This window comes from Streptacidiphilus neutrinimicus (genome assembly GCF_000787815.1).
GTDB lineage: Bacteria > Actinomycetota > Actinomycetes > Streptomycetales > Streptomycetaceae > Streptacidiphilus > Streptacidiphilus neutrinimicus.
In genome coordinates this window covers 15,281-39,561 of the sequence record NZ_BBPO01000027.1, presented here as the reverse complement: position 1 = coordinate 39,561, position 24,281 = coordinate 15,281, and the positions used below count along the sequence as shown (strand labels likewise).

Below are 24,281 nucleotides of genomic sequence, written 5' to 3'. Positions count from 1 at the left end.
GCCTAGTGCCTCGCCATACCCGCCGCGCGGTGATTTTCACCATGTGGGAGGGGGACGTGGGAGAGGCGCGCCGCCGGCGCGGCGGCCGTGCCCGACGGCCGCAGCTGCCGCAGTCGGCGGTTGCCGACGAGCGCGGCGGCCAGGCCGACCGTCCAGCCCAGCAGCACGCCCCAGACCGCACCCGCCACGGCTCCGGCGAGCGGATGGACCGTCCAGCCGAGCGGCGCCGCGCCGGTCATCCGCGCCAGCGCGAGCCCACGGAACACCCCGGCGACCGCCCCGCCCAGCACTACCGCGGACCAGGCCGCGCCCAACCGCCGCAGCGCGCCCGCGTAGGGATGGCGCACCACGTGGCGACGGAGCCGCAGCGCGACGGAGCCGACCAGCAGCAGTGCCGCGAAATCCTCCGAGAGGGTGAACGCCCAGGTGCTGTCCCCGCGCGGATCCGGGCGCAGCCCCGGCAGGAACGGCGGCACCCCGAGGGCCGCGTCGCGCAGCACCGAGGGGAACGCGTCCGTCAGCCGCAGCCACACCGTGCCCGTGCCGAGGGCCAGCACCAGCAGCAGGGCCGCGGCCAGGCCCGCGAGCAGCACGGAACGGGGCCGGTCCAGGCGCGGGGTCATGGCCGGACTTTACCCGTGCGCACGCGCACCGGCCGGTGCGCGTCGATGTTGATACAGAATCAGGACGACTCCCTGCGCGCTTCCAGGTAGTGGATCTACGATCACCATGACTGCACGGGGGTGAGGGGTGCGCGGACGTGCGCGTCGATGGCTCACGGGACTGGCGGTCCTGGCCTGCGCGGCGGGGCTGCTGGTGCGGCTCGGCACGCCCGCGGCGGTCGGGGCGACGACGCCGCGCTTCCTGACGGACGCCCGGGGCCGGGCGCTGATCCTCTACGGCCTGAACACGGACGACGCCCCCGCGTCCGCGCCCGGCGCGCCCGCCTCGTCGGCGTCCGCGTCGGCGTCCGCGAGCGCGTCGCCGGCGGATGAAGCAGCCGACGAGTACGGGCTGCTCGGGGACGACTTCTCCCGGATCCTGCTGCACTGGAGCGGCGTCGAGCCGAGCCCGGGCCACTACGACGACGCCTACCTCGCCGGGCTCGTCCGGCGCGTCGAGCAGGACACCGCCGTGGGCGACCACGTGGTACTCGCGATGACCCAGGACGCCTACGGTCCGCCGCCCGGCACCGCGTCCGCCCCGGTCGCGGTGGACGCCGCCCGGATCCACGCGGCCGACGAGTTCTGGCACACCCGCGACGACGCCCCCGACCTCCAGGACCGCTACGCCGCGGCCTGGGCGCACATCGCGAGCTACCTGGCCGCGCACCTCCCGCACAGCGGCGGACTGCTCCCGCCCGCCGACGCCGTCGTGGGGTTCGACCTGCTGGACCGCCCCTGGGGCGGATCCCTCCAGGGGCCTGGCTTCGAGACGGGTGCGCTGGCCGCCTTCTACGAGCGCGTCATCGCCCGCGTCCGCGCCGTCGACCAGGGCCACTGGCTCTTCGTCGAGCCGGAGGCCGCGTCCGCGGACACCGGGCTCCCGAGCGCCCTGCCCTACCTGCCGGACCCGCGCCACGGCGACGCCCGCATCGGCTACGCCCCGCAGCTCTACCCCGCACCGGTCGACCCGAACGGGAACTACACCGGCACCGGCGCCTTCTGGACCGACCGCTTCCTCAACTCCTGGGCCATCCAGATCACCCGGACCGCCAAGCGCCTGAACGCTCCGGTCCTGGTGAGCGGTTGGGGTGCGGACTTCACCGCACCCGGCGCGCACCTCTTCGTCGACCACGTGCAGGCGCTGCTCGACAGCCTGATGGCGGGCTCGGCCTGCTGCACGGCCGCGCCGGGCCCGTGGTCGCCCTGGCAGCGGCCCGGCAAGGGCGCGGACATCGCGGACGTCCTGCAGACCGCGTACCCGCGGGTGATCGCCGGAACGCCGGTGGCCTTCGACTACGACAAGGGCATTCTCGCGTTCACGCTCCAGTTCCGCGACGAGGCCGGGGTCACCGGCCCGACGGAGGTCTATCTCCCGCCGTCGGACTTCCCGTTCGGCCCGCAGATCGACTTCGACACGGAGTACACCGGCATCTGGGATCCAGCGCGTCACATCCTCGCCCTGACGGTCACCCATCCCGTGCCGGGGACGGTTCACACGCTGCGGCTCACGCCGGCGTCCCAGTCGACGAACGTCGGGTGATCGCCCGGCCCGGCAGCGCGTCGGTCCGTCGTCCGTCGTCCATCACCGCGACGCCGCCCACGAACACGTACGGGATCCCGCTCGGGGTCCTGCGCGGATCCTCGAACGTCGCCTCCGCGGCGACGGTCCCCGGGTCGAGCAGGACCAGGTCCGCGACCCAGCCCTCGCGCACCTGGCCGCGGTCGGGGAGGCCGAGGCGGCGGGCCGGGTTGGCGGACAGGTGGCGCACGGCCTCCGGGAGGGAGAGGACCCCCTCCTCCCGGACGTAGGCGCCGAGATAGCGGGGAAAGGTGCCGTAGGCGCGCGGATGCGGGCGGTCGCCGGTCAGCAGGCCGTCGCTGCCGCCGCAGTGCGCCGGATGGCGCATGACGGCGCGGACGTTCTCCTCGTGGCCGACGTGCTGCAGGATCGTCGTGCCGAGGCCGTCGTCGAGCAGCAGGCCTGCGAACGCCTCGAACGGCTCGACGCCGTCCCGCTGTGCGAGCTGCCGGACCGTCAGGCCCACCGCGGAGCGCAGTGCGGGCTCGCGGACGCCGCTGACCTGCACCGTGTCCCAGTCGGCGATGACGCCGTGACAACCGTCGGAGCCGTGCACCTCCAGGTCGGCGCGGATGCGCGCCCGTGCCGCGGGATCCGCGAGACGGCGCAGCGTCCTCGCCGGTCCGCCCGCGGCCGCCCAGCCCGGGAGCAGCGCGGCGAGGGTGGTCGAGCCGGGGAGGTAGGGGTAGCTGTCCAGGGTCAGGTCGACGCCGTCGGCGAGGGCGGCGTCGACGAGGGACAGCAGCTCGCCGGCGCGACCGCGGTTGACCTCGAAGTTCATCGTGGCGTGGGCCAGGTGCAGCGCGCAGCCGGAGGCGCGGGCGATGGCGACGACCTCCGCGTAGGCCTCCAGCGCGCCCGCTCCGTAGGAGCGGTGGTGCGGGCACCAGTAGCCGCCGTGGGCCGCCACCACCTCGCACAGCGCGGTGAGTTCGGCGGCGTCGGCGTACATGCCCGGTGTGTACGTCAGCCCGGAGGACATGCCGACCGCGCCCTGGTCGAGGCCCTGCGCGAGAAGCCGCCGCATCCGGTCCAGCTCGCCGGGTGTGGCCCGGCGGTCCTCCCAGCCGAGCACCAGCGCGCGCAGCGTCCCCTGCGGAACCAGGTAGGCGGCGTTGACGGCGATGCCCCGGGCGTCGAGTCGGGCCAGGTACTCGCCGACGCTGCGCCAGTTCCAGTCGAAGTCCGCGTCCGACGGGTCCCCGTTCCAGCCGGCGAGTTGACGGCGCAGACCGGCCAGGGTCGTGTCGTCGACGGGCGCGTACGAGAGCCCGTCCTGGCCGAGCACCTCCAGGGTGACGCCCTGGGCGACCTTCGCCTCGTGGCCCGGGTCGGTCAACAGGGCCAGGTCGGAGTGCGCGTGCATGTCGACGAAGCCGGGCGTGAGCGCCAGCCCGTCCACGTCGAGGACCCGGCCGCCGCCGGGCCGGGGCCCCGGATCGCCCTCACGGTGCAGCGCGGAGACGCGGCCTTCGTCGAGAACGGCGTCGGCGCGGTAGGGCGCGCCGCCGCTGCCGTCGACGACGAGCGCGCCGCGCAGGACGGTCCGGGGTGAGGGCATCAGCCTTCCTGGTTCATCAGAAGAATGTGCGGATGTAGTCGACGACGGTCCGGCCGTCCGGCTGCACGACGGGGATGAGCGGCCACTTCTCCAAGGCGGTGCACGGGTGCGACAGCCCGAGGGCGACCCAGTCGCCGACCTCGACCCGGGCCTCCGGAGCGATGGCTACGAAGGCGTGCTGGTCGGAGAGCTTGGTCACGCTCAAGCCCTCGGCCCGGCGCAGCAGGCCGTCCTGGGCGTCGCGCACCTGCAGTGGGATCGGCAGGCCGAGGTCGTAGGGGACGTCCCGCTTGCCCGCGTTGAGCAGCGCGAGGCCGGGCTCCGGCCGGGAGACGACCTGCGCCCACAGCTTCAGCGCCGGGAGGAAGCGTTCTGTCTCCTCCGTCAACGGGGTGATCTTCGCGTAGTGGAGATGGTCGTGAGTGACGTAGGCCCCCGCGCGCAGCAGCCGCAGCACCGGGCGGGACAGCTCCAGCGCGTTCTCGGTGAGGGCCTCCGCGACCAGGTCGAAGTGCTCGCTGCCGCCCGCGCTGACGACGATCTCCTCGGCGTCGGCGAAGTACCCGTGCGCGTCGAAGAGGTGCGCGGTGTTCACCAGCTCCTGCAGCCAGTCCCGGACGGCGGCGCGCGTCTCGTCCACGCCGGCCAGGGTGCCCTCGTAGCCCGCGACGCCGACCAGGCGCAGCCGCTGAGAGCCCCGGACGGCCCTGGCCACCTCGTCCGCCTCGGCCCAGGACCGCACCCCGGTGCGTGAACCGACCGCTCCGAGCTCGACCACGACGTCGACGCGGTGCGTGAGCGCCGCGTCCATCAGCTCTACCCCGTGAACCGAGTCGACATAACAGACGAAGCGGAACTCGGGATCACGCTCCAGCTCCGCGCTGAGCCAGCGCAGCGCGGCGGCGTCGACGAGTTCGTTCCCGAGGAAGATCCGGTTCACGCCGAAGTGCCGGTACATCTGCATGTGGCTCGGTGTCGCGGCGGTGATGCCCCACGCGCCCAGCTCCAACTGCCGCTGGAACAGCTGCGGCGCGAGCGGCGTCTTGCCGTGCGGGGCGTGGGCGAGGCCGTGGGTCCGTGCCCAGGAGGCCATCAGCTCCAGGTTGTGGCCGAGCGCGGCCGCGTCCAGGGTGAGCAGCGGGGTGACGAAACCGTCCTCGAAGAGATCGAGCTTCGCGTCGCGCATCTGGTTCACGGTCGGGTCCACGCCCATCGGCATGCCCTTGAAACGCCAGTCGACGACGGTCTCGCCCAGCGCGTCGAGCGCGGCCTGGTCCATGAACGGCTCCTTCTCGGTTGCACGCCTTGCAACGGTGCTCGCCCATCCTGCCAGCGTGCCGCGGGCGCGGAAAGGCCCGGCGCTCCCCCTCGGAGCGCCGGGCCTCTCGGCTCCCACCGGTCAGGGCATCGCGTTGGTGAACGCGCCCTCGCTGTTCGCGAACTGGTTGCCGTTGCTGGCGTCCCAGTTGGTCGACCAGGTCATCACGCCGCCGATGGTCGGCCAGGTGGTGCTGGGCTTGAAGGTGCCGCAGCCCGTCCCCTTGGCCAGGCAGTTCAGGGCGTTCTCGACGACGGTCGGCGAGACGTAGCCGCTGCCGGCCGCGCTGCTCGACGCGGGGACGCCGATGCCGACCTGGTTCGGGCTGAGGCCGGCCTGGATCGCGGTGCAGGCCAGCGTGGTGATGAAGTCGACGCTGCCCTCGCTGTAGACACCGCCGTCACAGCCGTTCATGGAGCCCGAGTTGTAGTACTGGGTGTTCATGATCGTCAGGATGTCCTTCACCTGCAGCGCGGTGGCCAGGTAGTCGGACGAGGAGTTCAGCACGTCGATGGTCTGCGGGGCCATGGTCAGAATGAAGCCTGAGCCGACCTTCGACGCCAGCTGGTGCAGCGCGGAGGCCATGTAAGTCGGGTTGATCCCGTTCTCCAGGTCGATGTCCACGCCGTTGAAGCCGTACTGCTGGATGATCGAGTACGCGCTGTTCGCGAAGGCCGTGGCCTGTGCGGCGCTGGTGATCGAGATGGTGCCGTTCTGGCCGCCGACCGAGAGGATCACCTTCTTGCCCTGCGCCTGCTTGGCGGCGATGTCCGCCTTGAACTGCGCGTCGGTGTAGCCGCCGAGCTTGCTCTGCAGGGTCGGGTCGAGCGAGAAGGTGATGCCGCCGTCACCGGCGGAGTCGGCGTTGGCGAAGGCGACCGCGATGATGCTGTACTGCGAGCTGACGTCGCTGATCTTCTGGTCGGTCGCGCCGTTGTCGAAGTCCTGCCAGTAGCCGGTCACCCAGTGCTTCGGGTTGCCGCCGCCACCGCTGCCGCCGGTCGAGGTGGCCGTCGGGGTGGGGGAGCTGGTCGGCGTGGAGGAGGCCGTGGGGGTCGGGCTCGACGTCGGCGTGGAGCTGGCCGTCGGCGTCGGGGACGCGCTCTGCGTCGGCGTCTGCGTCGGGCTCGGGCTGGAGCCGGCCGCGCCGCTCAGCGCCACGTCGTCCGCGTAGTAGGTGGACTGCCCGTACCAGCCGTGCAGGTAGATCGTGACGCTCGTGGTGGAGGCGCCGGTCTTGAAGCTGGTGGACAGCTGGTTCCAGGAGCTGCTGCTGGACCAGGTGCTGACGTCGGTGGTGCCGTCGCCCTGGGTGCCCAGGTAGACGTACGGGCCGTTGACCCAGGCGCTCAGTGTGTACGAGGAGTTGGGCTGGACGCTGATGGTCTGCGTGCACTGCGCGTCGTCGGAGGCCGTGGGGGTGGCCGCGAGCGCGTGGGAGCCGGAGTGGACGGTGGTCGTGGTGACCGTCGGCGTTCCGGGGTCGCAGTTCCAGTTGGTCAGGGAGCCGGTCTCGAAACCGGGGTTGACCACGAGGTTGGTGGTGTCGGCGCTCGCGCCGCCGCTGATCGCCACCAGGCCGGTCAGGCCGAGGCCAAGCGCGGCCACGGTCGCCAGCGCGGCGTTGACCGTACGGGGAGAAGGCATAGGGGTCTGTCCTCAACTGTGGGGGAAGCGGGGAAAGACAGGATGTGAAGCCCGCCACACAAGTTGGACTAGACCATTAGTCATGTCAAGGGTGTCGCCGATGACTTAAGGGCTGGTTAAGGTGATGCCGTGGTCCAGACCACCACGGCATCACCTGTCACCGCGTCAGCGGTTCCCTGGTCACCCCTCGCTGGACTTCGCCCAGAGGTTGAGGTGCGCGTCGGTCGCATAGCGATCGATTTCGGCCAACTCCGTCTCGGTCAGCGGAGCGCCCTGCACCGCCGCCACATTGGCCTCCAGCTGGGCCACCGACGAGGCGCCGATCAGCGCCGAGGTCATCCGCGGGTCGCGCAGCAGCCAGCTGAGCGCGAGCTGCGCCAGCGACTGGCCGCGCGCCGCCGCGACCTCGTTCAGCCCGCGCAGCTTGGCCAGCGTCTGCTCGGTGATCGAGTCCGGGTCGAGCGACTTGCCCTGCGCCGCGCGCGAGTCCGCCGGGATGCCGTTCAGGTAGCGGTCGGTCAGGATGCCCTGCGCCAGCGGCGCGAAGCCGATGCAGCCGGCGCCCTCGGCCTCCAGCACGTCGAGCAGCGAGTCGTCCTCGATCCAGCGGTTCAGCATCGAGTAGGACGGCTGGTGGATCAGCAGCGGCACACCCAGGTCGCGCAGGATCGCCGCCGCCTCGCGCGTCTTCTCCGCACTGTAGGAGGAGATGCCGACGTACAGCGCCTTGCCCTGCTGGACCGCGGACGCGAGCGCGCCCATGGTCTCCTCCAGCGGCGTCTCCGGGTCGAAGCGGTGCGAGTAGAAGATGTCGACGTAGTCGAGGCCCATCCGCCTGAGCGACTGGTCCAGGCTCGCGGTCAGGTACTTGCGCGAACCCCACTCGCCGTACGGGCCGGGCCACATGTCGTAGCCGGCCTTGGTCGAGATGACCAGCTCGTCCCGGAACGGGCGGAAGTCGGCGGCCAGGTGCCGGCCGAAGTTCGCCTCGGCGGCGCCGTAGGGCGGACCGTAGTTGTTGGCCAGGTCGAAGTGCGTGACGCCGAGGTCGAACGCGCGGCGCAGGATGGCGCGCTGCACCTCCAGCGTCTTGTCGTCGCCGAAGTTGTGCCACAGGCCCAGAGAGATCTCGGGCAGCTTCAGTCCGCTGCGCCCGGTCCGGCGGTAGCGCATCGATCCGTCGTACCGGGACTCGGCGGGCTGGTAGGGGGCGGGGATCACGGGGGCGTACTCCAGGGGTGGTCCGGGGAGGGAGGCGGCTCCGGGGTTTTGTCTCCAGACTGAACATTAACCGGCGCGGAGTAGGGTGGCCCCCGCACGCGCGAGCACATGGAGGGGCCGTCGTCATGGACATCGGAAGGCTGGTCCGGCGCACGCCGCTGCTCCGGAGTGCCGTCTACGGGCTGTACGGCCACCGAGTCGAGGCCCACCTCGACCGCGCCCGGGCGCCTCGGCACGTCGGCGTGATGCTCGACGGCAACCGGCGCTGGGCCCGCGCCGCGGGCATGTCCACGGCGGACGGCCACCAGACCGGGGCGGACAAGATCCCGGAGTTCCTCGGCTGGTGCGAGGAGACCGGCGTCGAGGTGGTCACCCTGTGGCTGCTCTCCACGGACAACCTCAACCGTCCGGCCGAGGAGCTGGTGCCGCTGCTCGGCATCATCGAGGAGGCCGTGCGCGGCCTGGCCGCGACGGGCCGGTGGCGGGTCCACCCCGTCGGCGCGCTCGACCTGTTGCCGGCCTCCACCGCCACCGTGCTCAAGGAGGCCGACCAGGCCAGCGCGGACAACCCCGGGCTGGTGGTGAACGTCGCCGTCGGCTACGGCGGGCGCCACGAGATCGTCGAGGCCGTCCGCAAGCTGCTGCGTGAGCAGGGGGCCGCGGGCAAGCCGGTGGAGCAGGTGGCGGAGATGATCGACATCGAGCAGATCTCGCGCCACCTCTACACCTCCGGGCAGCCGGACCCGGACCTGGTCATCCGCACCTCGGGGGAGCAGCGTCTCTCCGGCTTCCTGCTGTGGCAGTCGGCGCACTCGGAGTTCTACTTCTGCGAGGCCTACTGGCCGGCCTTCCGCAAGGTCGACTTCCTCCGCGCCCTGCGCGACTACGCCGCCCGCAACCGCAGATACGGCGGATAGCGGCCGCAGAAGGCTGACGGGGCTCCAGAAGGCCTACCCGGGCCGGGGTCCGCTCGGCGCGAGCTCCTCGGGACGGATGTGGACGTCCGGTTCACAGCAGGTGGGCAAGGTCACCGCCAGGTGAATCTTGGTCGTCACGATGTCGCCGGCTGCATGGAATGGGACACCTGGGGAATACCGCAGTCAGACCGCGACCTCGGCCAACGGGGCCGGAGGACGCGGCGACTGCGGGTGGCACGGGGCCACTCGCCCGGGAGGCCCTGTGGTCAGTTCCAAGAGCCGCCGGAGCTTGCACGACCGGCGCACGTACGTCCTCGACACCAGTGTCCTGCTGGCTGACCCGAGTGCCATGACCAGGTTCGAGGAGCACGAGGTCGTGCTGCCCGTGGTCGTGGTGACCGAGCTGGAGGCCAAGCGACACCACCCGGAGCTCGGCTACTTCGCCCGGCAGGCCCTGCGTCTGCTGGACGACTACCGGGTCCGCTACGGCCGCCTCGACACGCCCATCCCCGTGGGCGAGCTGGGCGGCACGATCAGGGTCGAGCTGAACCACACCGATCCCTCCGTCCTCCCCGCCGGCTACCGGCTGGGCGACGCCGACACCCGGATCCTGGCCGTGGCCAGGAACCTGCAGGCCGAGGGGTACGACGTCACCGTCGTCTCCAAGGACCTGCCGCTGCGGGTCAAGGCCTCCTCCGTCGGCCTGCTGGCCGAGGAGTACCGGGCCGAGCTGGCGATCACCTCCGGCTGGACCGGAATGTCTGAATTGGCCGTCAGTGCCGAGGAGGTTGACGGCCTGTTCGCAGGCGACCCGCTCGACGTCCCTGAGGCGCGCGACTTCCCGGTTCACACCGGCCTCGTGCTGACCTCGGAGCGGGGCAAGGCGCTCGGCCGGGTGACGGCCGACCAGCGGGTGCGCCTGGTGCGCGGAGACCGTGAGGCCTTCGGGCTGCGCGGACGCAGCGCCGAACAGAGGGTGGCCTTGGACCTGTTGCTCGACCAGGAGGTCGGCATCGTGTCCCTCGGCGGACGGGCCGGCACCGGCAAGTCCGCGCTCGCGCTCTGCGCCGGCCTGGAGGCGGTGCTCGAGCGGCGTCAGCACCGCAAGGTGATGGTGTTCCGGCCGTTGTACGCGGTCGGCGGGCAGGAGTTGGGCTACCTCCCGGGCAGCGAGGCGGAGAAGATGGGCCCGTGGGCCCAGGCCGTCTTCGACACGCTCTCCGCGGTGACCACCCCGGACGTCATCGAGGAGGTGCTCTCCCGCGGGATGCTGGAGGTCCTTCCGCTCACCCACATCCGTGGCCGCTCGCTGCACGACGCCTTCGTGATCGTCGACGAGGCGCAGTCGTTGGAGCGCAACGTGCTGCTGACCGTTCTGTCCCGGATCGGGCAGGGTTCGCGGGTCGTGCTGACCCACGACATCGCCCAGCGTGACAACCTGAGGGTGGGTCGGTACGACGGTGTGGTGGCGGTCGTGGAGAAGCTGAAGGGGCATCCCCTCTTCGCTCACGTCACGCTCAACCGCTCGGAGCGTTCTCCGATTGCCGCACTGGTGACCGAGATGCTGGAGGACATCCAGCCCTGAAACGGGCGAAATCCCTCGTAACTGTGCCCTTCCGCACCACCGTGGCGAGCCCACGGCGCGGGAGGGCACAGCAGCGTAACGATTCGTCAGACCGTGGGCCAGGTTCTGGCGAGAATTGACGCCCGTATGGGCCGTGTGAGCTTCGCCACGCAAACGAGAATTGCGCTTGCGCGTTGCGGTGCGGCAGTGTGTGGGATCTGTCAGGCCCCGCGTGCAGCATGCATGGCGCCGCACGCCGCCCGAGCAGATCGCGATCCGGGAGACCGGGGAGCAACGGGCCCGCGTCTTCCGTGACCAGAGCATGGGGGAGGCCAGCGTCAGGGGCGGGGTTCGTCCGTTCGGTCACCATACGGGCGACGCTGGAAGGAAACCATGTGAACCGGATCTCGGTTCGGGGGATGGCAGTGGCCTCCGCCACTGCTGTGACTGCTGTCGGTGCGGTCGTCGGTGTCGCCTCTGGCGAGACGAAGCCGGCCCAGGTGTCCGACGTCGCAGGCTCGACCCTTCTTGCCGAAGTCCCCATGGGCGGCTCGGCGCAGGTTGTCGCGGACAATCTGACCCGCCAGAGTGACGCGCAGCAGTCCGCTGCGCTCGTGACCGCGCAGAAGGCCGCCGCTCAGGAGGCCCGCACCAAGGCCGCCGACGCGGCGCGTGCCAAGGCCGCGGCCGAGCAGCGCGCCAAGGAGCAGGCGGCCTCGCGTGCCGCCGCGGCCCAGCAGCGGCAGCAGCTGGTCTCCTACAGCCCCGGGTCGGTGCAGGCGCTCGCCGCGTCGATCATCGGGAACGCCACGCAGTTCTCCTGCTTCAGCCACATCGTCACGCGCGAGAGCGGCTGGAACTACCAGGCCACCAATCCGGGCTCCGGCGCGTACGGCCTGGTGCAGGCCCTGCCGGGCTCCAAGATGGCCTCGGCCGGCGCCGACTGGCGGACCAACCCCGCGACGCAGATACGCTGGGGCCTCAACTACATGAACTCCCGCTACGGCAGCCCCTGCGGCGCCTGGTCGTTCTGGCAGGCCAACAGCTGGTACTGAGCCGTTCACGACGAACACGGTTCGCGACGAACGCGCGGAAGCCCCCGATCCCTGTCCGATCGGGGGCTTCCTACTTCTCCCACGGAGAGGCCGCGTGTGCGGGACGGCCTCGTGGTGGACAGTCCCCGGGGCCTTCCGGGGCTAAACCTCTTTCTCCTGATTTGCCCAAAAAAATCTGATACCTCCATCGCCGTTCCGCGGTCGGTCGCACGGCTTTCCCGTGGGCGAGCGCCCTGCAGCCACACGCACCAGGTAGCGTTCACAGCCGGAATGGTCGCGGAGGCGAGGGCGGACGGGATGGCGGGCGTGGGCAACGCATGGCAGGCGTTTCGAGGGTGGCTGGCCCATCGGCGCGCCGAGGCCGAGTCCGAGTCGGCCAAGGCCCCCGACCGGGTCGTGCACGTGCACGCGCCCGAGACGACGACCCCGGTCGTCCCGCCCCAGGTGATGCCCGTCGCGGCGCGGTCGGACCTCCCTCCCTACCCGGCCCGTCCCGCGCATCCGGCGGAGGCGGTCCCGTGGACCCTGCGGGTGGCCGCGGAGGGCATGTGGCGGCTGCTGCTGGTCGGCGCCGGCCTGTACGTGCTGCTGCAGATCATCGGCACGCTGCGGATCGTCGCCCTGGCCTTCGTCGCCGCCCTGCTGATCAGCGCGCTGCTGCAGCCCACGGTCCACTGGCTCAAGCGCCACGGCGTCCCGCGCGGCCTCGCGACGGCCCTGACCTTCCTCGGCGGCCTGGCCAGCATCGGGCTGGTCGCCTGGTTCGTGTTCTGGCAGGTCAGCACCCATCTCAACCAGCTGACCGACCAGGTGCAGAAGGGCATCGGCCAGATCCGCCACTGGCTGGAGACCGGCCCGATGCACCTCACCGACACGCAGATCAACCAGTTCGCCAACCAGCTCACCAAGGTCGTCGGCACCAACAGCGACCAGATCGCGTCCTTCGGCTTCGACACCGTCAGCGTCGTGGTCGAGATCGTGACCGGGGTGTTCCTGGCCGCGTTCTGCACGTACTTCCTGCTGTACGACGGCGAGCGCATCTGGGGCTGGTGCCTGCGGCTGCTACCCGTCCGCTCCCGCGTGTCCGCGGCGGGCGCGGGTCCGCGGGCCTGGTCCACGCTGACCGCGTACGTGCGCGGAACGGTCGTCGTCGCCTTCATCGACTCGCTGTCGATCGGCATCGGCATCTACCTGCTGGGCGTGCCGCTGGCCATGCCCATCGCGGTGATCATCTTCCTCGGCGCGTTCGTCCCGCTGGTCGGGGCGCTGATCACCGGCACCATCGCGGTCCTCATCGGCCTGGTGACGCACGGGCCGGTCACCGCGCTGCTGGTGCTGGCGGTGCTGCTAGGGGTCCAGCAGATCGAGGGCCACCTGCTCCAGCCGCTGATCCTCGGCCGCGCCGTGCGGGTCCACCCGCTCGCGGTCATCCTGGCGGTGGCCTCCGGCTCCATCATCGGCGGCATCGGCGGCGCGGTGGTGGCGGTCCCGCTGGTCGCGGTGACCAACACCGTCGTCGGCTACCTGCGTGCCCGGCACGCGGTCGACGAGGACATTCGCGCCGCACTGACGGCCGCGGCAAGCGAGTAGCGAACCGAAAGGGGCGCGGGGAACTGCGCGGGCAAGCACCCTGTGCGGGTGGCCCTGCTCGCTGGGCGACTCACCACTCGGCGTGGCTTGTCGCGCAGTGCCCCGCGCCCCCGGGCGGTGCAACTGGCCGCGGGAGTGCCGTGGGGCTGGTCGCGCCCAGGCGGCGGAGCCGCAGGTCGGCACAGCCCCGCCCCTTGCGCGCTGCAGCTGGCTGCTGCGGTGAAAGCCTCAGGCCAGGCGGCCCTCGGTTTCGAGGGTGACGCCGACGGCCTGGACGACCGCGGCGATCTTGAACGCGGACTGGATGACCTCGCGGTCCACGCCCGCCTTGCGCAGCACCTGCTCGTGGGAGTCGAGGCACTGGCCGCAGCCGTTGATGGCCGAGACCGCCAGGGACCAGAGCTCGAAGTCGACCTTCTCCACGCCCGGGTTGCCGATGACGTTCATCCGCAGGCCGGCGCGCATGGTCCCGTACTCCTTGTCGGAGAGCAGGTGCAGCGTCCGGTAGTAGACGTTGTTCATCGCCATGATCGCCGCCGCGGCCTTCGCCGCGTCGTACGCCTCGGGCTTGAGGTTGGCGCGCGCCTCCGGCTCCAGCTCCGCCAGGACCCGCTCGCTGCGCGAGGCGATCGCGCAGGCCAGGACGGTGCCCCAGAGCTGCTGCTGCGGCAGCTCGCTGTTGCCGATGACCGAGCCCAGGTTGAGCTTGAGGTCCTTGGCGTACTCCGGCAGAGCCGCCTTCAGTTCGTCGAGTGCCATGCGATCAGCTCACTCGCCCGCGAGCAGCGCGACCGGGTCGAGGGTGTTCTCGCCCTTGTTCCAGTTGCACGGGCACAGCTCGTCGGTCTGCAGGGCGTCGAGGACCCGCAGGACCTCCTTGGGGTTGCGGCCCACGGAGCCGGCGGTGACCATCACGAACTGGATCTCGTTGTTCGGGTCGACGATGAAGACGGCGCGCTGGGCGGTGCCGTCCGCGTTCTCGACGCCGCAGGCGCTCATCAGCTCGTGCTTGATGTCGGCCAGCATCGGGAAGGGCAGCTCGGCCAGGTCCTTGTGGTCACGACGCCAGGCGTGGTGCACGAACTCGGAGTCGCCGGAGACGCCCAGGATCTGCGCGTCGCGGTCCGTGAACTCCTCGTTCAGCTTGCCGAACGCGGCGATCTCGGTCGGACACACGAAGGTGAAGTCCATCGGCCAGAAGAAGACGACCTTCCAGCCCTTCTGGTCCTCACCGGAGATCTCCTTGAACTCCAGCTTGTCGGCGGAGGGGCCGACGACGGCGTTGAGCTTGAAGGCGGGGAACTGGTCACCGATGGTGAGCATGAGGGGTGTCCTCCGGGATCCGGTGCGTGCGGTGTGCCCCGTCAATCTCGCATGTCGGACATTGATCAGTGAAATAGCTAGAATCGAAGGAGTTGATCGGAGGAAGTTATCAGTAAGGCCCGCACCACCAGCCGCCCGCCCAGTGTTTCCCAGCTTCGAGCCTTCGTGGCCGTCGCGGAGCACCTGCACTTCCGGGAGGCGGCCGCCGCGCTGCGGATGAGCCAGCCGGCGCTGTCCGGCGCCGTCGCCGCGCTCGAGGAGTCGCTCGACGTCCAGCTGGTCGAGCGGACGACGCGCAAGGTGCTGCTGACGCCGGTGGGGGAGCGCGTGGCGCGGCACGCACAGTCCGTCCTCGGCGCGCTGCACGCGCTGACGGAGGAGGTCGAGGCCTCCCGGCGGCCTTTCACCGGGCCGCTCCACCTCGGGGTGATCCCGACGATCGCACCCTACCTGCTCCCCACGGTGCTGCGGCTGGCCCGCGACCGGTACCCGGACCTGGAGCTGCACGTGCACGAGGAGCGCACGGACCAGCTGCTGGACGGCCTCGGCACAGGCCGGCTCGACCTGCTGCTGCTCGCCCTCCCGGCGGGCGGAGGGCTGGTCGACATCCCCCTCTACGACGAGGACTTCGTCCTGGTCACGCCCTCCGACCACGAGCTGGCCGGACGCGTGGACGTGCCGCGTGACGTGCTGCTGGACCTGGACGTCCTGCTGCTGGAGGAGGGCCACTGCCTGCGCGACCAGGCGCTCGACCTGTGTCGCGAGGTGGGCGCCGAGCCGGGCGCGACCCGGGCGGCGGGCCTGTCCACGCTGGTCCAGCTGGTCGCGGGCGGGCTCGGGGTCACCCTGCTGCCCGCAACGGCCGTGCCCGTCGAGGCCGGGCGCGCCTCCGCGCTCACCGTCACCCGCTTCGCGGACCCGGCGCCGGGCCGTCGGGTCGGCCTCGCCCACCGTCCTTCCTCGCCCAGGACGGCGGAGTACCGGCGCTTCGCCGAGTCACTGCGTGACGCGGTGTGCGAACTCCCGGTCAGGGTGCTGGGGGCGGTGAACGGCACCGGCGTTTGACCCTGGCGCCTGACCCGGCCTCTGCCCCCGCAGCCCGACCCCGGCGTGTGATCCCCGGTCGGACGCCCTGCGGCATACCCTGGCGGGCATGAGCAACCTGGACCTGAAGCCCCAACCGAGCGTGTGCGGCGGCCGGGAGGACGTCGTCGCCGAGCCGGTCCGTGAACTCCTCACCGGGCGTGACGTGCAGCTGGGCGAGAGCACCGTCGTCCGGCGCCTGCTGCCCAACCTGGGCCGGCGGATGATCGGCGCCTGGTGCTTCGTTGACCACTACGGCCCCGACGACATCGAGCGCGAGCCCGGCATGCAGGTCGCGCCGCATCCGCACATGGGTCTGCAGACCGTCAGCTGGCTCCACGACGGCTTCATCGAGCACCGGGACAGCCTCGGCACGGTGCAGACGGTCCGCCCGCGCCAGCTCGGGCTGATGACGTCCGGTCGCGCCATCTCCCACTCGGAGCAGTCGCCGCGCGCGCACGGCAAGTGGCTGCACGGCGCGCAGCTGTGGGTCGCGCTCCCCGACGAGCACCGGTTCACCGAGCCGACTTTCGAGCACCACCCGGAGCTGCCGCGGGTCCAGGGCCAGGGCGTGGACGCGACGGTCATCCTCGGCAGCCTGGACGGCGCCGCGTCCCCGGGCCGCACCTTCACCCCGCTCGTCGGAGCGGATCTCTCGCTCGCGGACGGCGCCGACGCCCGCCTCCCGCTGCACCCCGACTTCGAGTACGCCGTCCTGGCCATGAGCGGCGCCGCGACGGTCGACGGCGTGCGCGTGGAGGTCGGCTCCCTGCTCTACCTCGGCTGCGGCCGCCGCGAACTGCCGCTCCGCGCGGACGACGGCCCGGCCCAGGTGATGCTGCTGGGCGGCGAGCCCTTCGCCGAGAAGCTGGTCATGTGGTGGAACTTCGTCGGCCGCACCCACGAGGAGATCGCCCAGGCCCGCGAGGACTGGATGACCGGCGACCGCTTCGGCGAGGTCCACGGCTACGACGGCGGGCCGATTCCCGCCCCGGAGTTGCCCGCCCTGCGCCTGAAGCCCCGGGGCCGCGAGCGCTGACGCGCGTCGGTAGGCGGTAGGCGGAAGGGCGGATATACGGCACGGCGTCGCCGGGGCGGGATCGAGCAGGATTCGAGAAGCCCCGACCGCCGTGCCGTCACTAGCGTGGCGGCCATGACCTCCATCGAATCCGTCACTCTCGACGTGGCCGACCTCTCGGCCGCGGAACGCTTCTACACCGCCGCCTTCGGCCTGGGCGACGACCGGCTGCGGCTGCGCGCCTCGGACGCCGCGACGAGCGGTTTCCGCGGGTTCACGCTGTCGCTCGTCGTGGCCCAGCCGGCCGATGTCCGCGCCCTCTTCGACGCCGCCGTGCAAGCCGGCGCGACGCAGCTCAAGCCCGTCACCAAGTCGCTCTGGGGCTACGGCGGCGTCGTCCAGGCTCCCGACGGGACCGTCTGGAAGATCGCGACCTCCGCGAAGAAGGACTCCGGCCCGGCCGCGCGGCGGATCGACTCGATCGTGCTGCTGCTCGGCGTCGCGGACATTTCCGCGAGCAAGCGGTTCTACGTCGAGCACGGCCTCACCGTGGGCAAGAGCTTCGGGCCCATGTACGTCGAGTTCGCCGGGGACTCGAACGCCGTCAGGCTCGCGCTCTACCGCCGTCGTGCGCTGGCCAAGGACGCCGGCGTCGCTCCCGAGGGCGACGGCTCGCACCGCCTCGCGATCGGCGGCACAGCCGGGCCGTTCACCGACCCGGACGGCTTCGCCTGGGAGGCCTCGTCGACGGCGGTCGCCGCCGCCTGATCAGGCAAGCTCAGCGCCCGTCCCTCGGCCCGCGGACCCTCAACGGCTGGTCCCTCGGCCCGCGGACCCTCAACGGCTGGTCGCTCAGCCAACGGCTGGTCGCTCAGCGCAGACGCGACGAGGACAGGATCGAGACCAGGTGCGCGGGCACCATCAGCCACGCGACGACCGCGACCGCGGCCACGGCCCACTCGGTCGGCGCGTGGCCGCCGGTGCCCAGCTCGACCAGGGCAGCCACCAGGAAGAGCAGCGACGCCTCGATGCCGTTGGCGATCCTGTGAACCTTGAACGCGGCGGCCAGCCGCCGCACCGAGTTCACACGCGCCGAGCGCACCTCGGTGGCGTCCTCGGTCACCGCCTCCAGACCGCTGCGGGTGCGGGCCACGTCGACGAGGTCGGTGGACGCCTTGAGCAGCACGATGCCGAGCGCCGCGGCCAGCCCGACGGACACCCAGGCGACGGAGGCGTTCTCGGCCACCCGGAATCCCGCACCGATCAGCAGGGCCGCGTCGGCCAGGTAGGCGCCGAGGCGGTCCACGTAGACGCCGACCGGGCTGAACTGCCGCTTCCAGCGGGCGACTTCGCCGTCCACGCAGTCGAAGAAGAGAAACGCCTGGAAGAGCAGCGCGGCCAGCAGCGGCCCGGCGACGCCCGGGATCAGCAGGGCCGCGCCCGCGCCCACGCCGGCCACGACCATGGCCCAGGTCAGCGTGTTGGGCGTGACGGAGGTGCGGACCAGGTAGCGCGTCGCGCGCAGGGAAAGCCGCCGCATGTAGAGGCGCCCGGCCCAGTGTTCGCCGTTGCGGCTCCCGAGTTTTGCCTGCGGCTGGCAGACGTCCCGCAGTTCGGTGAGCGTGGGGGTGGCGACCGACATGGGGTGCCCTTCTGGAATCGTCCTGTCCGACAAGGGCGTGAGCGTACTCCGGATCGGGTGCGCTCTGTTCGCCCGGGTGTCCTCCGGGCGGCTCTCAGACGGTGCCGGTCGCGACCAGAATGCCGATGCCGATCAGCGTGAGCGCGGTGATCAGGTTGGCGCGTCGCTCGATCCACGGGGCCGTGAGCAGGCGCGCCCCGAGCGCGGTGGCCGTGGTGAGCCCCACGATCGTGCCGACCGTGGCCACGGTGAAGGCGGCGAGGGAGCCGAGCGCGGCGGTGGTGCCGAGGGCTCCGGCGGCCAGGAACACCGGCAGGATCGTCAGATCGGGCGAGGCGGCGGCGCCGAACGGGATGAGGAGTCCGGCGAGTCGGCGGCCGCGCCCCTGCTCGGCCATGGCCGCCGTGCGCGGCCGGTCCAGCACGGCGGTGGCGCTGTGGTCGTGTCCGTGTCTGTGTCCGGGCCCGTGGTCGTGCTCGTGCGTGTCGTCGTGCCGGTGCTCGCGCTCGCGCGCGTGTCCGTGGTCGACGTCGTGGGTGTGGTGGTGATGCCCATGACCGTGCCCGTGCCCGTGCTCGTGGTGGGAGTGGCCGTGGCCGTGGCCGTGGCCCTTGCCCAGGAGCTCCAGCACCAGGAACACCACGCCCGTCGCGAGCAGGAGGCCGCCGACCACGAGGTCGGTGTGGCGGGCGACCGTGGTGCGGAACTGCATCCCGACGAGCATGAGGACGGCGCCGAGTGCGACGGAGACCAGGACGTGGGTCAGGCCGGCGGCCAACGAGAGGCGGAGGATCTGCCGCGTCCGGTACCGGCGGGTGCGGGCGAGGACGGCGAGAGGGAGCCAGTGGTCCGGCATCACGGCGTGGCCGAGGCCGACCCCGGCGGCGGCGAGGACCAGCGCGGGAAGCGTGTTCACCCTCCCACCGTAACGTCTCATCTGCGCATGCGTGAAGATGGGAAGGTAGATGCCCACGACTGCCACCTGCGACGTCTTCGCAGGTGGGAAGATGACGCCCATGGACCCGATCGACCAGGACCCGCCCCACCATGCCGCGCACACCGTGCCGGGCGAGCCGCTCTCGGACGCGCAGGTCAGCACGGCTGTCGCCGACCTGGCCATGCTCGCCGAGCCCACCCGGCTGCGGCTGCTGTGGGCGCTGCGCGAGGGGGAGCTCGGGGTGACGGCGCTGGCCGAGGCGGCGGGCTGCTCGCCGACCGCGGCGAGCCAGCACCTGTCCAAGCTGCGGATCAGCGGGCTGGTCGACCAGCGGGCGCAGGGGCGCGCCCGGCTCTACCGACTCCGCGGCGCGCACCTGCGGCGACTGCTGGACGAGGTGGCTGCCCACGCGGACCACACCCTGCGCGGCCTGCCGCCGCACGCGTGACCGGTCTGTTCACATTGACGCGAGAGGCTGGTGCCGCTCGCTGTGTGAACGCCGAAGGAGGACTGCGCCGTGCAGACCCTGACCACCGCCGACTTCCTGATCCGCCTGGCCACCGGCGTCGGCTGCGGTGCGCTGATCGGCGTCGAACGTCAGTGGCGGGCCAGGATGGCCGGACTGCGGACCAACGCGCTGGTCGCCACCGGCGCCACGCTCTTCGTCCTGTACAGCGTGTCGGCGGGGGACAGCAGCGCCACCCGGGTCGCCTCGTACGTCGTCTCCGGCATCGGCTTCCTGGGCGGTGGGGTGATCCTGCGTGACCGCGGCGGCGTGCGCGGGCTGAACACGGCCGCGACGCTGTGGTGCTCGGCGGCGGTCGGGGTCCTGGCCGCCAGCGGACGACTCGAGCTGGCCTGGCTCGGCACGTTCTGCGTCCTGGCGGTGCACCTGGTGCTGCGCCCGGCCGGACGCCTGCTCGACCGGGCCCCCGCTGCGGGCAGCGATCCGGACACCACCGTGCGCGCCACCGTCCACCTGCGCTGTGCGCGGCGCGACGAGGCGCACATCAGGGCGCTCCTGCTCCAGGCTCTGTCCGCCGCCGGCTTCACCCCGACCGGGCTGCGGGCCAGCCGCGAGGGCGAGGACACCACGAGCCTGCGAGCCACGGTGGACGTCGACGGCGAGGTGGGGAAGGCGCTGGAGCCGGTGGTCACCCGGCTCTCGCTGGAGCCGGGTGTCCGCGACCTGCACTGGCACACCGCGGACGGCGACAACGCCGAGCAGCCCGCTCTCGCCTGACCGGCTCCGATGCCGTGACCGACCTCGACGCCCTGATCGACTTCGGGGCTCTGGCCGGCTCCGAAGCCGGTCGGATCAGAGCAGCTCGGGGTGGTGCTTGGAGGTGACCTCCGGGTGCGCCCGGACCCACCCCTTCAACTCGTTGAAGCCGAACTCCGCGTGCAGCGGGTTGCGCGGGTCCTGGGTGACGCCGGTGGCCTGTGCCGCGTGGGGGAAGGGCACCGGCTCGATCCGGGCGTCCAGGCGCGGGTTGTAGAAGAACGGCGCGGAGTAACGCTCGCTCGGAGTGCCGACGACGCGGTGGTTGGTCGCCTTCAGGTACCCGTTGGTGGCGACCTCCAGCAGCTCGCCCAGGTTCACCACGAAGGCGCCGGGGATGTGCGGCACATCCAGGTAGCCCTCACCCGACGGGTCCTCCACCTGCAGTCCGCTCACACCGTCCGTGAGCAGCAGCGTCAGGAAACCGTAGTCCTTGTGGACGCCCACGCCCTGGTCGTCGCCCTGGGGAGCCCGCCCGGGATACCGGATCAGCTTCAGATGGCTGCGCGGATGTCCCGCGAAGGCGTCGTCGTAGAAGTCCGGCGGGGCGCCGATCGCGGCCAGCAGCTCGTGCAGCAGGTGGTCGGCGATGGTGCTGAGGCGGGCGATCCAGTCGAGCGCGGTGGTGCGCAGCTCCGGCAGGGCCGTCGGCCACTGGTTCGGGCCCTCCAGCCACCAGTAGGCGGGCTCGCCCCGGCCCGGGACGTGCGGCGGCAGCTCCTCGCCGATGTCCAGCTGGTCGCGCCAGTCGCGGGTGCCGCGGGTCAGCTCCGTGCCGACGCGGGTGTAGCCGCGGTAGTGCGGGGAGTTGCGGTTGTCGAGAGCGAGCCGGTCCTCCTCGGGCAGGGCGAAGAAGGCACGTGAGACGCGGAGCAGCTCGTCCATCTCGGCCTGGCTGACGCCGTGGCCGGTGAGCTGGAAGAAACCGACGTCGCGGGCGGCGCGGTGCAGCGCCTCGCGGTCGACGTGCGCGAGGTCGATGACGGGGAGGGCTTCGATCGTGGCGACGGACATGAGGGTCCTCGGAAAGCGCGGAGGGACAGAGGGACGCTGGGGTCAGTTCTCGGCGCGACAGGACATGCTCGTGACGCGGACGAAGTCCACGTGGCGACGGGAGACGAGCAAGACCATGCTTCGAGCGTAACGCGACCGCGACGTGTGGCAGCACGTGATCAGGCCAACATTTCTCAGGGAATGCCCCCGTGTGATCCTGCGTTACAGGGGCCAACAAGCCACCCGGGCCGTGATTCGAAGAAGTGAAAGGCGACGCCCGTGACCTACGAAGCTGGAACCGAGACCTACGCGCTCGCCGAGGAGTACGCCCGCGCTCAGCTCTTCTTCGACTCCAAGGCCTACAGCGACGCCGCGCTGATCCTGGCGCCGATCGTCGAGGCGGAGCCCGCGCACGGCGCGGCGCGGCTGCTGCTGGCCCGCGCGTACTACCACTCCGCGCAGCTGCGCCGCGCCGAGGAGGAGCTGCGGCGGGTGCTGGACGCGGACCCGGTGGACGGCTACGCGCGCCTGATGCTGGGCCGCACGCTGGAGCGTCAGGGCGGCCGAGCCGAGGAGGCGGCCACACAGCTGCGGCTCGCCGAGGCGATGGGCCAGAGTCTGCTCTGACCCCCTGCCGACGCCTCGCCCGACGGCGCCCCTTGATGTCTCCGGCGGCCGAACCGACGAGTGGTTCCCTAACTCTGACTTAACGTCAGGTCAAATTGGTCCAGACCCTTGACGGCCGGATTGGTATATACCAACGTGATGGACTGTCGGGTACACGTCCACACGGAGGTTGCACATGCCACGCTCCAGACGGTTCGGACTCACACTCGCGGGGGCGGCCACGGCCGTGCTCGGCCTGGCCGCCTCGCTGCTCGGCGCGCCCGCCAGCGCGGCCGCGGCGGGCAACACCACGGGCGCCGCGGCGACCAGCGGGGGGATCAAGGTCGCCTACTTCGACCAGTGGTCGATCTACCAGAACGCCTTCTACCTCAAGAACCTCGACACCGAGGGGATCGCGGGCAAGCTCAACTACCTGATCTACGACTTCGAGAACATCGATCCAAGCAACCTGACCTGCTTCGAGACCACCAAGGCCACCGACCCGGACCCGGCGGGTGAGAACGATCCGAACGCGGGCGACGGCGCCGGAGACAGCTTCGCCGACTACCAGAAGAGCTTCGACTCCTCGATCAGCGTCGACGGCACCTCCGACGTCTACAACCAGCCCATCGCCGGCAACTTCCACCAGTTGCAGGAGCTGAAGAAGAAGTACCCGAACCTCAAGATCCTGCTGTCGATCGGCGGTTGGACCTACTCCAAGTACTTCTCCGACGTGGCCGCCACGGCCGCCTCGCGGCAGAAGTTCGTCTCCTCCTGCATCGACATGTTCATCAAGGGCAACCTGCCCTCGCAGGGCGGCTACGGCGGCACGGGCACCGGCGCCGGCATCTTCGACGGCTTCGACATCGACTGGGAGTACCCGGGCGCGGCCGGGCACCTCGGCAACCACTACTCGGCGGCCGACACGGCGAACTACACCGCGCTGCTGGCCGAGTTCCGCAGCGAGCTCAGCGCACAGGGCGCGGCCGACGGCCACACCTACGCCCTCTCCGCCGCGGTGCCGTCCGGGCAGGACAAGATCAGCAAGATCCAGACGAACCAGATCGGCCAGTACCTCAACTTCGCCGACGCGATGACGTACGACATGTACGGGGCGTGGAACGCGACCGGTCCGACGGACGAACAGGACCCGCTCTACGCGAACCCGAACTCGCCGGAGTCGAAGATCGCCCCCGGGAACGAGACGTACAGCATCGACAACGCGATCAGAGCCTGGACCGTCGGGGACAGCGCCTACGGCATCCCAGGCGGGTTCCCGGCCAACAAGCTCACGGTCGGCATCCCGTTCTACTACCGCGGCTGGACAGGCGTGCCCGCGGGCTCCAACCACGGGCTCTACCAGACGGCGACCGGCGGCTCACCAGGCCAGACCGACTCGGGTGACGTGCCGGGCGTGGCCATGTACAAGGAGCTCAGCGGCGTCGTGAACAACGCGTCGGACACCTTCTGGGATCCGGTGACCGACTCGGCCTACTTCTACGACGGCAACAACTTCTACGGCGGGGAGTCCTCCCAGTCCATCCAGGCTCGCGCCGACTACGCGCACTGCCACGGCCTGGCCGGGTTCATGATGTTCTCCCTGTACGACCTCGACCCGGCCGCCACGCTCTTCAACGCGGCCGTCAACGACATCAGCGGCTCCGCCGGCTCCTGCCCGACCGGCGGCGGTTCGGAGACGGTGTCGGTCACCAACCCGGGCAATCAGACGGGGACGGTGGGGACGGCTGCGTCGGTGCAGGTGTCCGGTTCGGATTCGGCGGGGAAGTCGTTGACGTTTACGGCGACGGGTCTGCCGGCGGGGTTGAGCATCTCGTCGTCGGGTCTGGTCTCGGGTACGCCGACGACGGCGGGGACGTCGAATGTGACGGTCACGGCCTCGTCCGGGACCGCGTCGGGGTCGACGTCCTTCACCTGGACCGTGAACTCCAGCGGCGGCGGTTCGGAGACGGTGTCGGTCACCAACCCGGGCAATCAGACGGGGACGGTGGGGACGGCTGCGTCGGTGCAGGTGTCCGGTTCGGATTCGGCGGGGAAGTCGTTGACGTTTACGGCGACGGGTCTGCCGGCGGGGTTGAGCATCTCGTCGTCGGGTCTGGTCTCGGGTACGCCGACGACGGCGGGGACGTCGAATGTGACGGTCACGGCCTCGTCCGGGACCGCGTCGGGGTCGACGTCCTTCACCTGGACCGTCAACGCGAGCGGCGGCTCCGGCGCGCTCACCAACGGCGGCTTCGAGAGCGGCAGCCTCAGCCCGTGGAC

General features: G+C 71.3%; 22 protein-coding genes. 12 read left to right on the top strand and 10 right to left on the bottom strand.

Annotated features, from left to right (window positions below; genetic code table 11):
• Window positions 1-2 precede the first annotated feature (2 nt).
• Window positions 3-623 carry a hypothetical protein gene (locus TR48_RS18690; protein ID WP_052442770.1) on the bottom strand — a complete coding sequence of 207 codons (621 nt, stop codon included), beginning with the start codon at window positions 621-623 and terminating at the stop codon, window positions 3-5.
• A 127-nt stretch (window positions 624-750) separates the two neighbouring features.
• Here TR48_RS18690 and TR48_RS18685 point away from each other — a divergent pair, with 127 nt between their 5' ends.
• The gene (locus tag TR48_RS18685) at window positions 751-2,205 is read left to right on the top strand and encodes a cellulase family glycosylhydrolase (RefSeq protein ID WP_042368696.1); all 1,455 of its coding nucleotides are present in this window, start codon (window positions 751-753) and stop codon (window positions 2,203-2,205) included.
• Here TR48_RS18685 and TR48_RS18680 read toward each other — a convergent pair.
• The 4 genes from TR48_RS18680 to mgrA all read right to left on the bottom strand — a co-directional run bounded on the left by TR48_RS18680 (window position 2,171) and on the right by mgrA (window position 7,991).
• Window positions 2,171-3,805 carry an N-acyl-D-amino-acid deacylase family protein gene (locus TR48_RS18680; protein ID WP_042368695.1) on the bottom strand — a complete coding sequence of 545 codons (1,635 nt, stop codon included), beginning with the start codon at window positions 3,803-3,805 and terminating at the stop codon, window positions 2,171-2,173. The genes TR48_RS18685 and TR48_RS18680 overlap by 35 nt on opposite strands.
• Before the next feature lie 16 nt (window positions 3,806-3,821).
• Window positions 3,822-5,084: an alanine racemase gene (locus TR48_RS18675; RefSeq protein WP_042368693.1), complete on the bottom strand. Its 1,263-nt coding sequence runs from the start codon at window positions 5,082-5,084 to the stop codon at window positions 3,822-3,824.
• Between the two features lie 120 nt (window positions 5,085-5,204).
• Window positions 5,205-6,770: a chitinase gene (locus TR48_RS18670; protein ID WP_042368691.1), complete on the bottom strand. Its 1,566-nt coding sequence runs from the start codon at window positions 6,768-6,770 to the stop codon at window positions 5,205-5,207.
• A 180-nt stretch (window positions 6,771-6,950) separates the two neighbouring features.
• Window positions 6,951-7,991 carry an L-glyceraldehyde 3-phosphate reductase gene (gene mgrA / locus TR48_RS18665; protein ID WP_304941224.1) on the bottom strand — a complete coding sequence of 347 codons (1,041 nt, stop codon included), beginning with the start codon at window positions 7,989-7,991 and terminating at the stop codon, window positions 6,951-6,953.
• Window positions 7,992-8,116: 125 nt separating this feature from the next.
• On the opposite strand from mgrA, the gene TR48_RS18660 reads away from it, so the two are divergent.
• The 4 genes from TR48_RS18660 to TR48_RS18645 all read left to right on the top strand — a co-directional run bounded on the left by TR48_RS18660 (window position 8,117) and on the right by TR48_RS18645 (window position 13,117).
• Window positions 8,117-8,908, top strand: a complete 792-nt coding sequence (locus TR48_RS18660) for an isoprenyl transferase (RefSeq protein WP_042368689.1) — start codon at window positions 8,117-8,119, stop codon at window positions 8,906-8,908.
• A gap of 262 nt (window positions 8,909-9,170) precedes the next feature.
• Window positions 9,171-10,493: an RNA 5'-3' helicase PhoH2 gene (gene phoH2, locus TR48_RS18655; RefSeq protein ID WP_042368686.1), complete on the top strand. Its 1,323-nt coding sequence runs from the start codon at window positions 9,171-9,173 to the stop codon at window positions 10,491-10,493.
• A 374-nt stretch (window positions 10,494-10,867) separates the two neighbouring features.
• Window positions 10,868-11,527: an aggregation-promoting factor C-terminal-like domain-containing protein gene (locus tag TR48_RS18650; protein WP_042368684.1), complete on the top strand. Its 660-nt coding sequence runs from the start codon at window positions 10,868-10,870 to the stop codon at window positions 11,525-11,527.
• A gap of 306 nt (window positions 11,528-11,833) precedes the next feature.
• Window positions 11,834-13,117: an AI-2E family transporter gene (locus TR48_RS18645; protein WP_236652211.1), complete on the top strand. Its 1,284-nt coding sequence runs from the start codon at window positions 11,834-11,836 to the stop codon at window positions 13,115-13,117.
• A 228-nt stretch (window positions 13,118-13,345) separates the two neighbouring features.
• On the opposite strand, the gene TR48_RS18640 is transcribed toward TR48_RS18645, so the two are convergent.
• Window positions 13,346-13,876 carry an alkyl hydroperoxide reductase gene (locus tag TR48_RS18640; protein ID WP_042368682.1) on the bottom strand — a complete coding sequence of 177 codons (531 nt, stop codon included), beginning with the start codon at window positions 13,874-13,876 and terminating at the stop codon, window positions 13,346-13,348.
• Window positions 13,877-13,885: 9 nt separating this feature from the next.
• Window positions 13,886-14,440, bottom strand: a complete 555-nt coding sequence (locus TR48_RS18635; RefSeq protein ID WP_042368680.1) for a peroxiredoxin — start codon at window positions 14,438-14,440, stop codon at window positions 13,886-13,888.
• Window positions 14,441-14,548: 108 nt separating this feature from the next.
• On the opposite strand from TR48_RS18635, the gene TR48_RS18630 reads away from it, so the two are divergent.
• From TR48_RS18630 to TR48_RS18620, 3 genes are all read left to right on the top strand, one after another.
• On the top strand, window positions 14,549-15,505 hold the full coding sequence (locus tag TR48_RS18630) for a LysR substrate-binding domain-containing protein (protein ID WP_063771011.1): 957 nt from the start codon (window positions 14,549-14,551) through the stop codon (window positions 15,503-15,505).
• Between the two features lie 88 nt (window positions 15,506-15,593).
• Entirely contained in the window at window positions 15,594-16,562 is a 969-nt protein-coding gene (locus TR48_RS18625) for a pirin family protein (protein WP_042368678.1), read from the top strand.
• A gap of 114 nt (window positions 16,563-16,676) precedes the next feature.
• Complete coding sequence (locus TR48_RS18620; RefSeq protein WP_042368791.1) at window positions 16,677-17,309, top strand: VOC family protein; 633 nt, start codon at window positions 16,677-16,679, stop codon at window positions 17,307-17,309.
• Window positions 17,310-17,412: 103 nt separating this feature from the next.
• On the opposite strand, the gene TR48_RS18615 is transcribed toward TR48_RS18620, so the two are convergent.
• A complete protein-coding gene (locus tag TR48_RS18615) occupies window positions 17,413-18,183 on the bottom strand; it encodes a CDP-alcohol phosphatidyltransferase family protein (RefSeq protein ID WP_042368676.1) in 771 nt (256 codons plus the stop codon).
• A 94-nt stretch (window positions 18,184-18,277) separates the two neighbouring features.
• Window positions 18,278-19,099, bottom strand: coding sequence for a hypothetical protein (locus tag TR48_RS18610; RefSeq protein ID WP_201777132.1), 822 nt, complete (start codon window positions 19,097-19,099; stop codon window positions 18,278-18,280).
• Window positions 19,100-19,148: 49 nt separating this feature from the next.
• On the opposite strand from TR48_RS18610, the gene TR48_RS46595 reads away from it, so the two are divergent.
• Together TR48_RS46595 and TR48_RS18600 are read left to right on the top strand one after the other, a co-directional pair.
• Window positions 19,149-19,568 carry an ArsR/SmtB family transcription factor gene (locus TR48_RS46595; protein ID WP_369405588.1) on the top strand — a complete coding sequence of 140 codons (420 nt, stop codon included), beginning with the start codon at window positions 19,149-19,151 and terminating at the stop codon, window positions 19,566-19,568.
• Between the two features lie 69 nt (window positions 19,569-19,637).
• Complete coding sequence (locus tag TR48_RS18600) at window positions 19,638-20,363, top strand: MgtC/SapB family protein (protein WP_042368658.1); 726 nt, start codon at window positions 19,638-19,640, stop codon at window positions 20,361-20,363.
• 75 nt (window positions 20,364-20,438) lie between these two features.
• Here the strand turns inward: TR48_RS18600 and TR48_RS18595 are convergent, their stop codons facing one another.
• A complete protein-coding gene (locus TR48_RS18595; protein WP_042368655.1) occupies window positions 20,439-21,416 on the bottom strand; it encodes an isopenicillin N synthase family dioxygenase in 978 nt (325 codons plus the stop codon).
• A 258-nt stretch (window positions 21,417-21,674) separates the two neighbouring features.
• Between TR48_RS18595 and TR48_RS18590 the strand changes: the two genes are divergently transcribed.
• Together TR48_RS18590 and TR48_RS40605 are read left to right on the top strand one after the other, a co-directional pair.
• Window positions 21,675-22,022 (top strand): tetratricopeptide repeat protein, encoded by a 348-nt coding sequence (locus tag TR48_RS18590; RefSeq protein ID WP_042368653.1) that lies wholly within the window; start codon window positions 21,675-21,677, stop codon window positions 22,020-22,022.
• A 175-nt stretch (window positions 22,023-22,197) separates the two neighbouring features.
• A partial coding sequence (locus tag TR48_RS40605; RefSeq protein WP_161789858.1) for a glycosyl hydrolase family 18 protein occupies window positions 22,198-24,281 on the top strand: 2,084 nt, incomplete at its 3' end.

Coding starts and splice junctions, on each gene's coding strand:
- TR48_RS18620 (WP_042368791.1), top strand. CDS start 16,677: ATGACCTCCATCGAATCCGTCACTCTCGACGTGGCCGACCTCTCGGCC.
- TR48_RS18640 (WP_042368682.1), bottom strand. CDS start 13,876: ATGGCACTCGACGAACTGAAGGCGGCTCTGCCGGAGTACGCCAAGGAC.
- TR48_RS18635 (WP_042368680.1), bottom strand. CDS start 14,440: ATGCTCACCATCGGTGACCAGTTCCCCGCCTTCAAGCTCAACGCCGTC.
- TR48_RS18675 (WP_042368693.1), bottom strand. CDS start 5,084: ATGGACCAGGCCGCGCTCGACGCGCTGGGCGAGACCGTCGTCGACTGG.
- TR48_RS18615 (WP_042368676.1), bottom strand. CDS start 18,183: ATGTCGGTCGCCACCCCCACGCTCACCGAACTGCGGGACGTCTGCCAG.
- TR48_RS18690 (WP_052442770.1), bottom strand. CDS start 623: ATGACCCCGCGCCTGGACCGGCCCCGTTCCGTGCTGCTCGCGGGCCTG.
- TR48_RS18660 (WP_042368689.1), top strand. CDS start 8,117: ATGGACATCGGAAGGCTGGTCCGGCGCACGCCGCTGCTCCGGAGTGCC.
- TR48_RS18670 (WP_042368691.1), bottom strand. CDS start 6,770: ATGCCTTCTCCCCGTACGGTCAACGCCGCGCTGGCGACCGTGGCCGCG.
- TR48_RS46595 (WP_369405588.1), top strand. CDS start 19,149: ATGCCCACGACTGCCACCTGCGACGTCTTCGCAGGTGGGAAGATGACG.
- TR48_RS18625 (WP_042368678.1), top strand. CDS start 15,594: ATGAGCAACCTGGACCTGAAGCCCCAACCGAGCGTGTGCGGCGGCCGG.
- TR48_RS18680 (WP_042368695.1), bottom strand. CDS start 3,805: ATGCCCTCACCCCGGACCGTCCTGCGCGGCGCGCTCGTCGTCGACGGC.
- TR48_RS18595 (WP_042368655.1), bottom strand. CDS start 21,416: ATGTCCGTCGCCACGATCGAAGCCCTCCCCGTCATCGACCTCGCGCAC.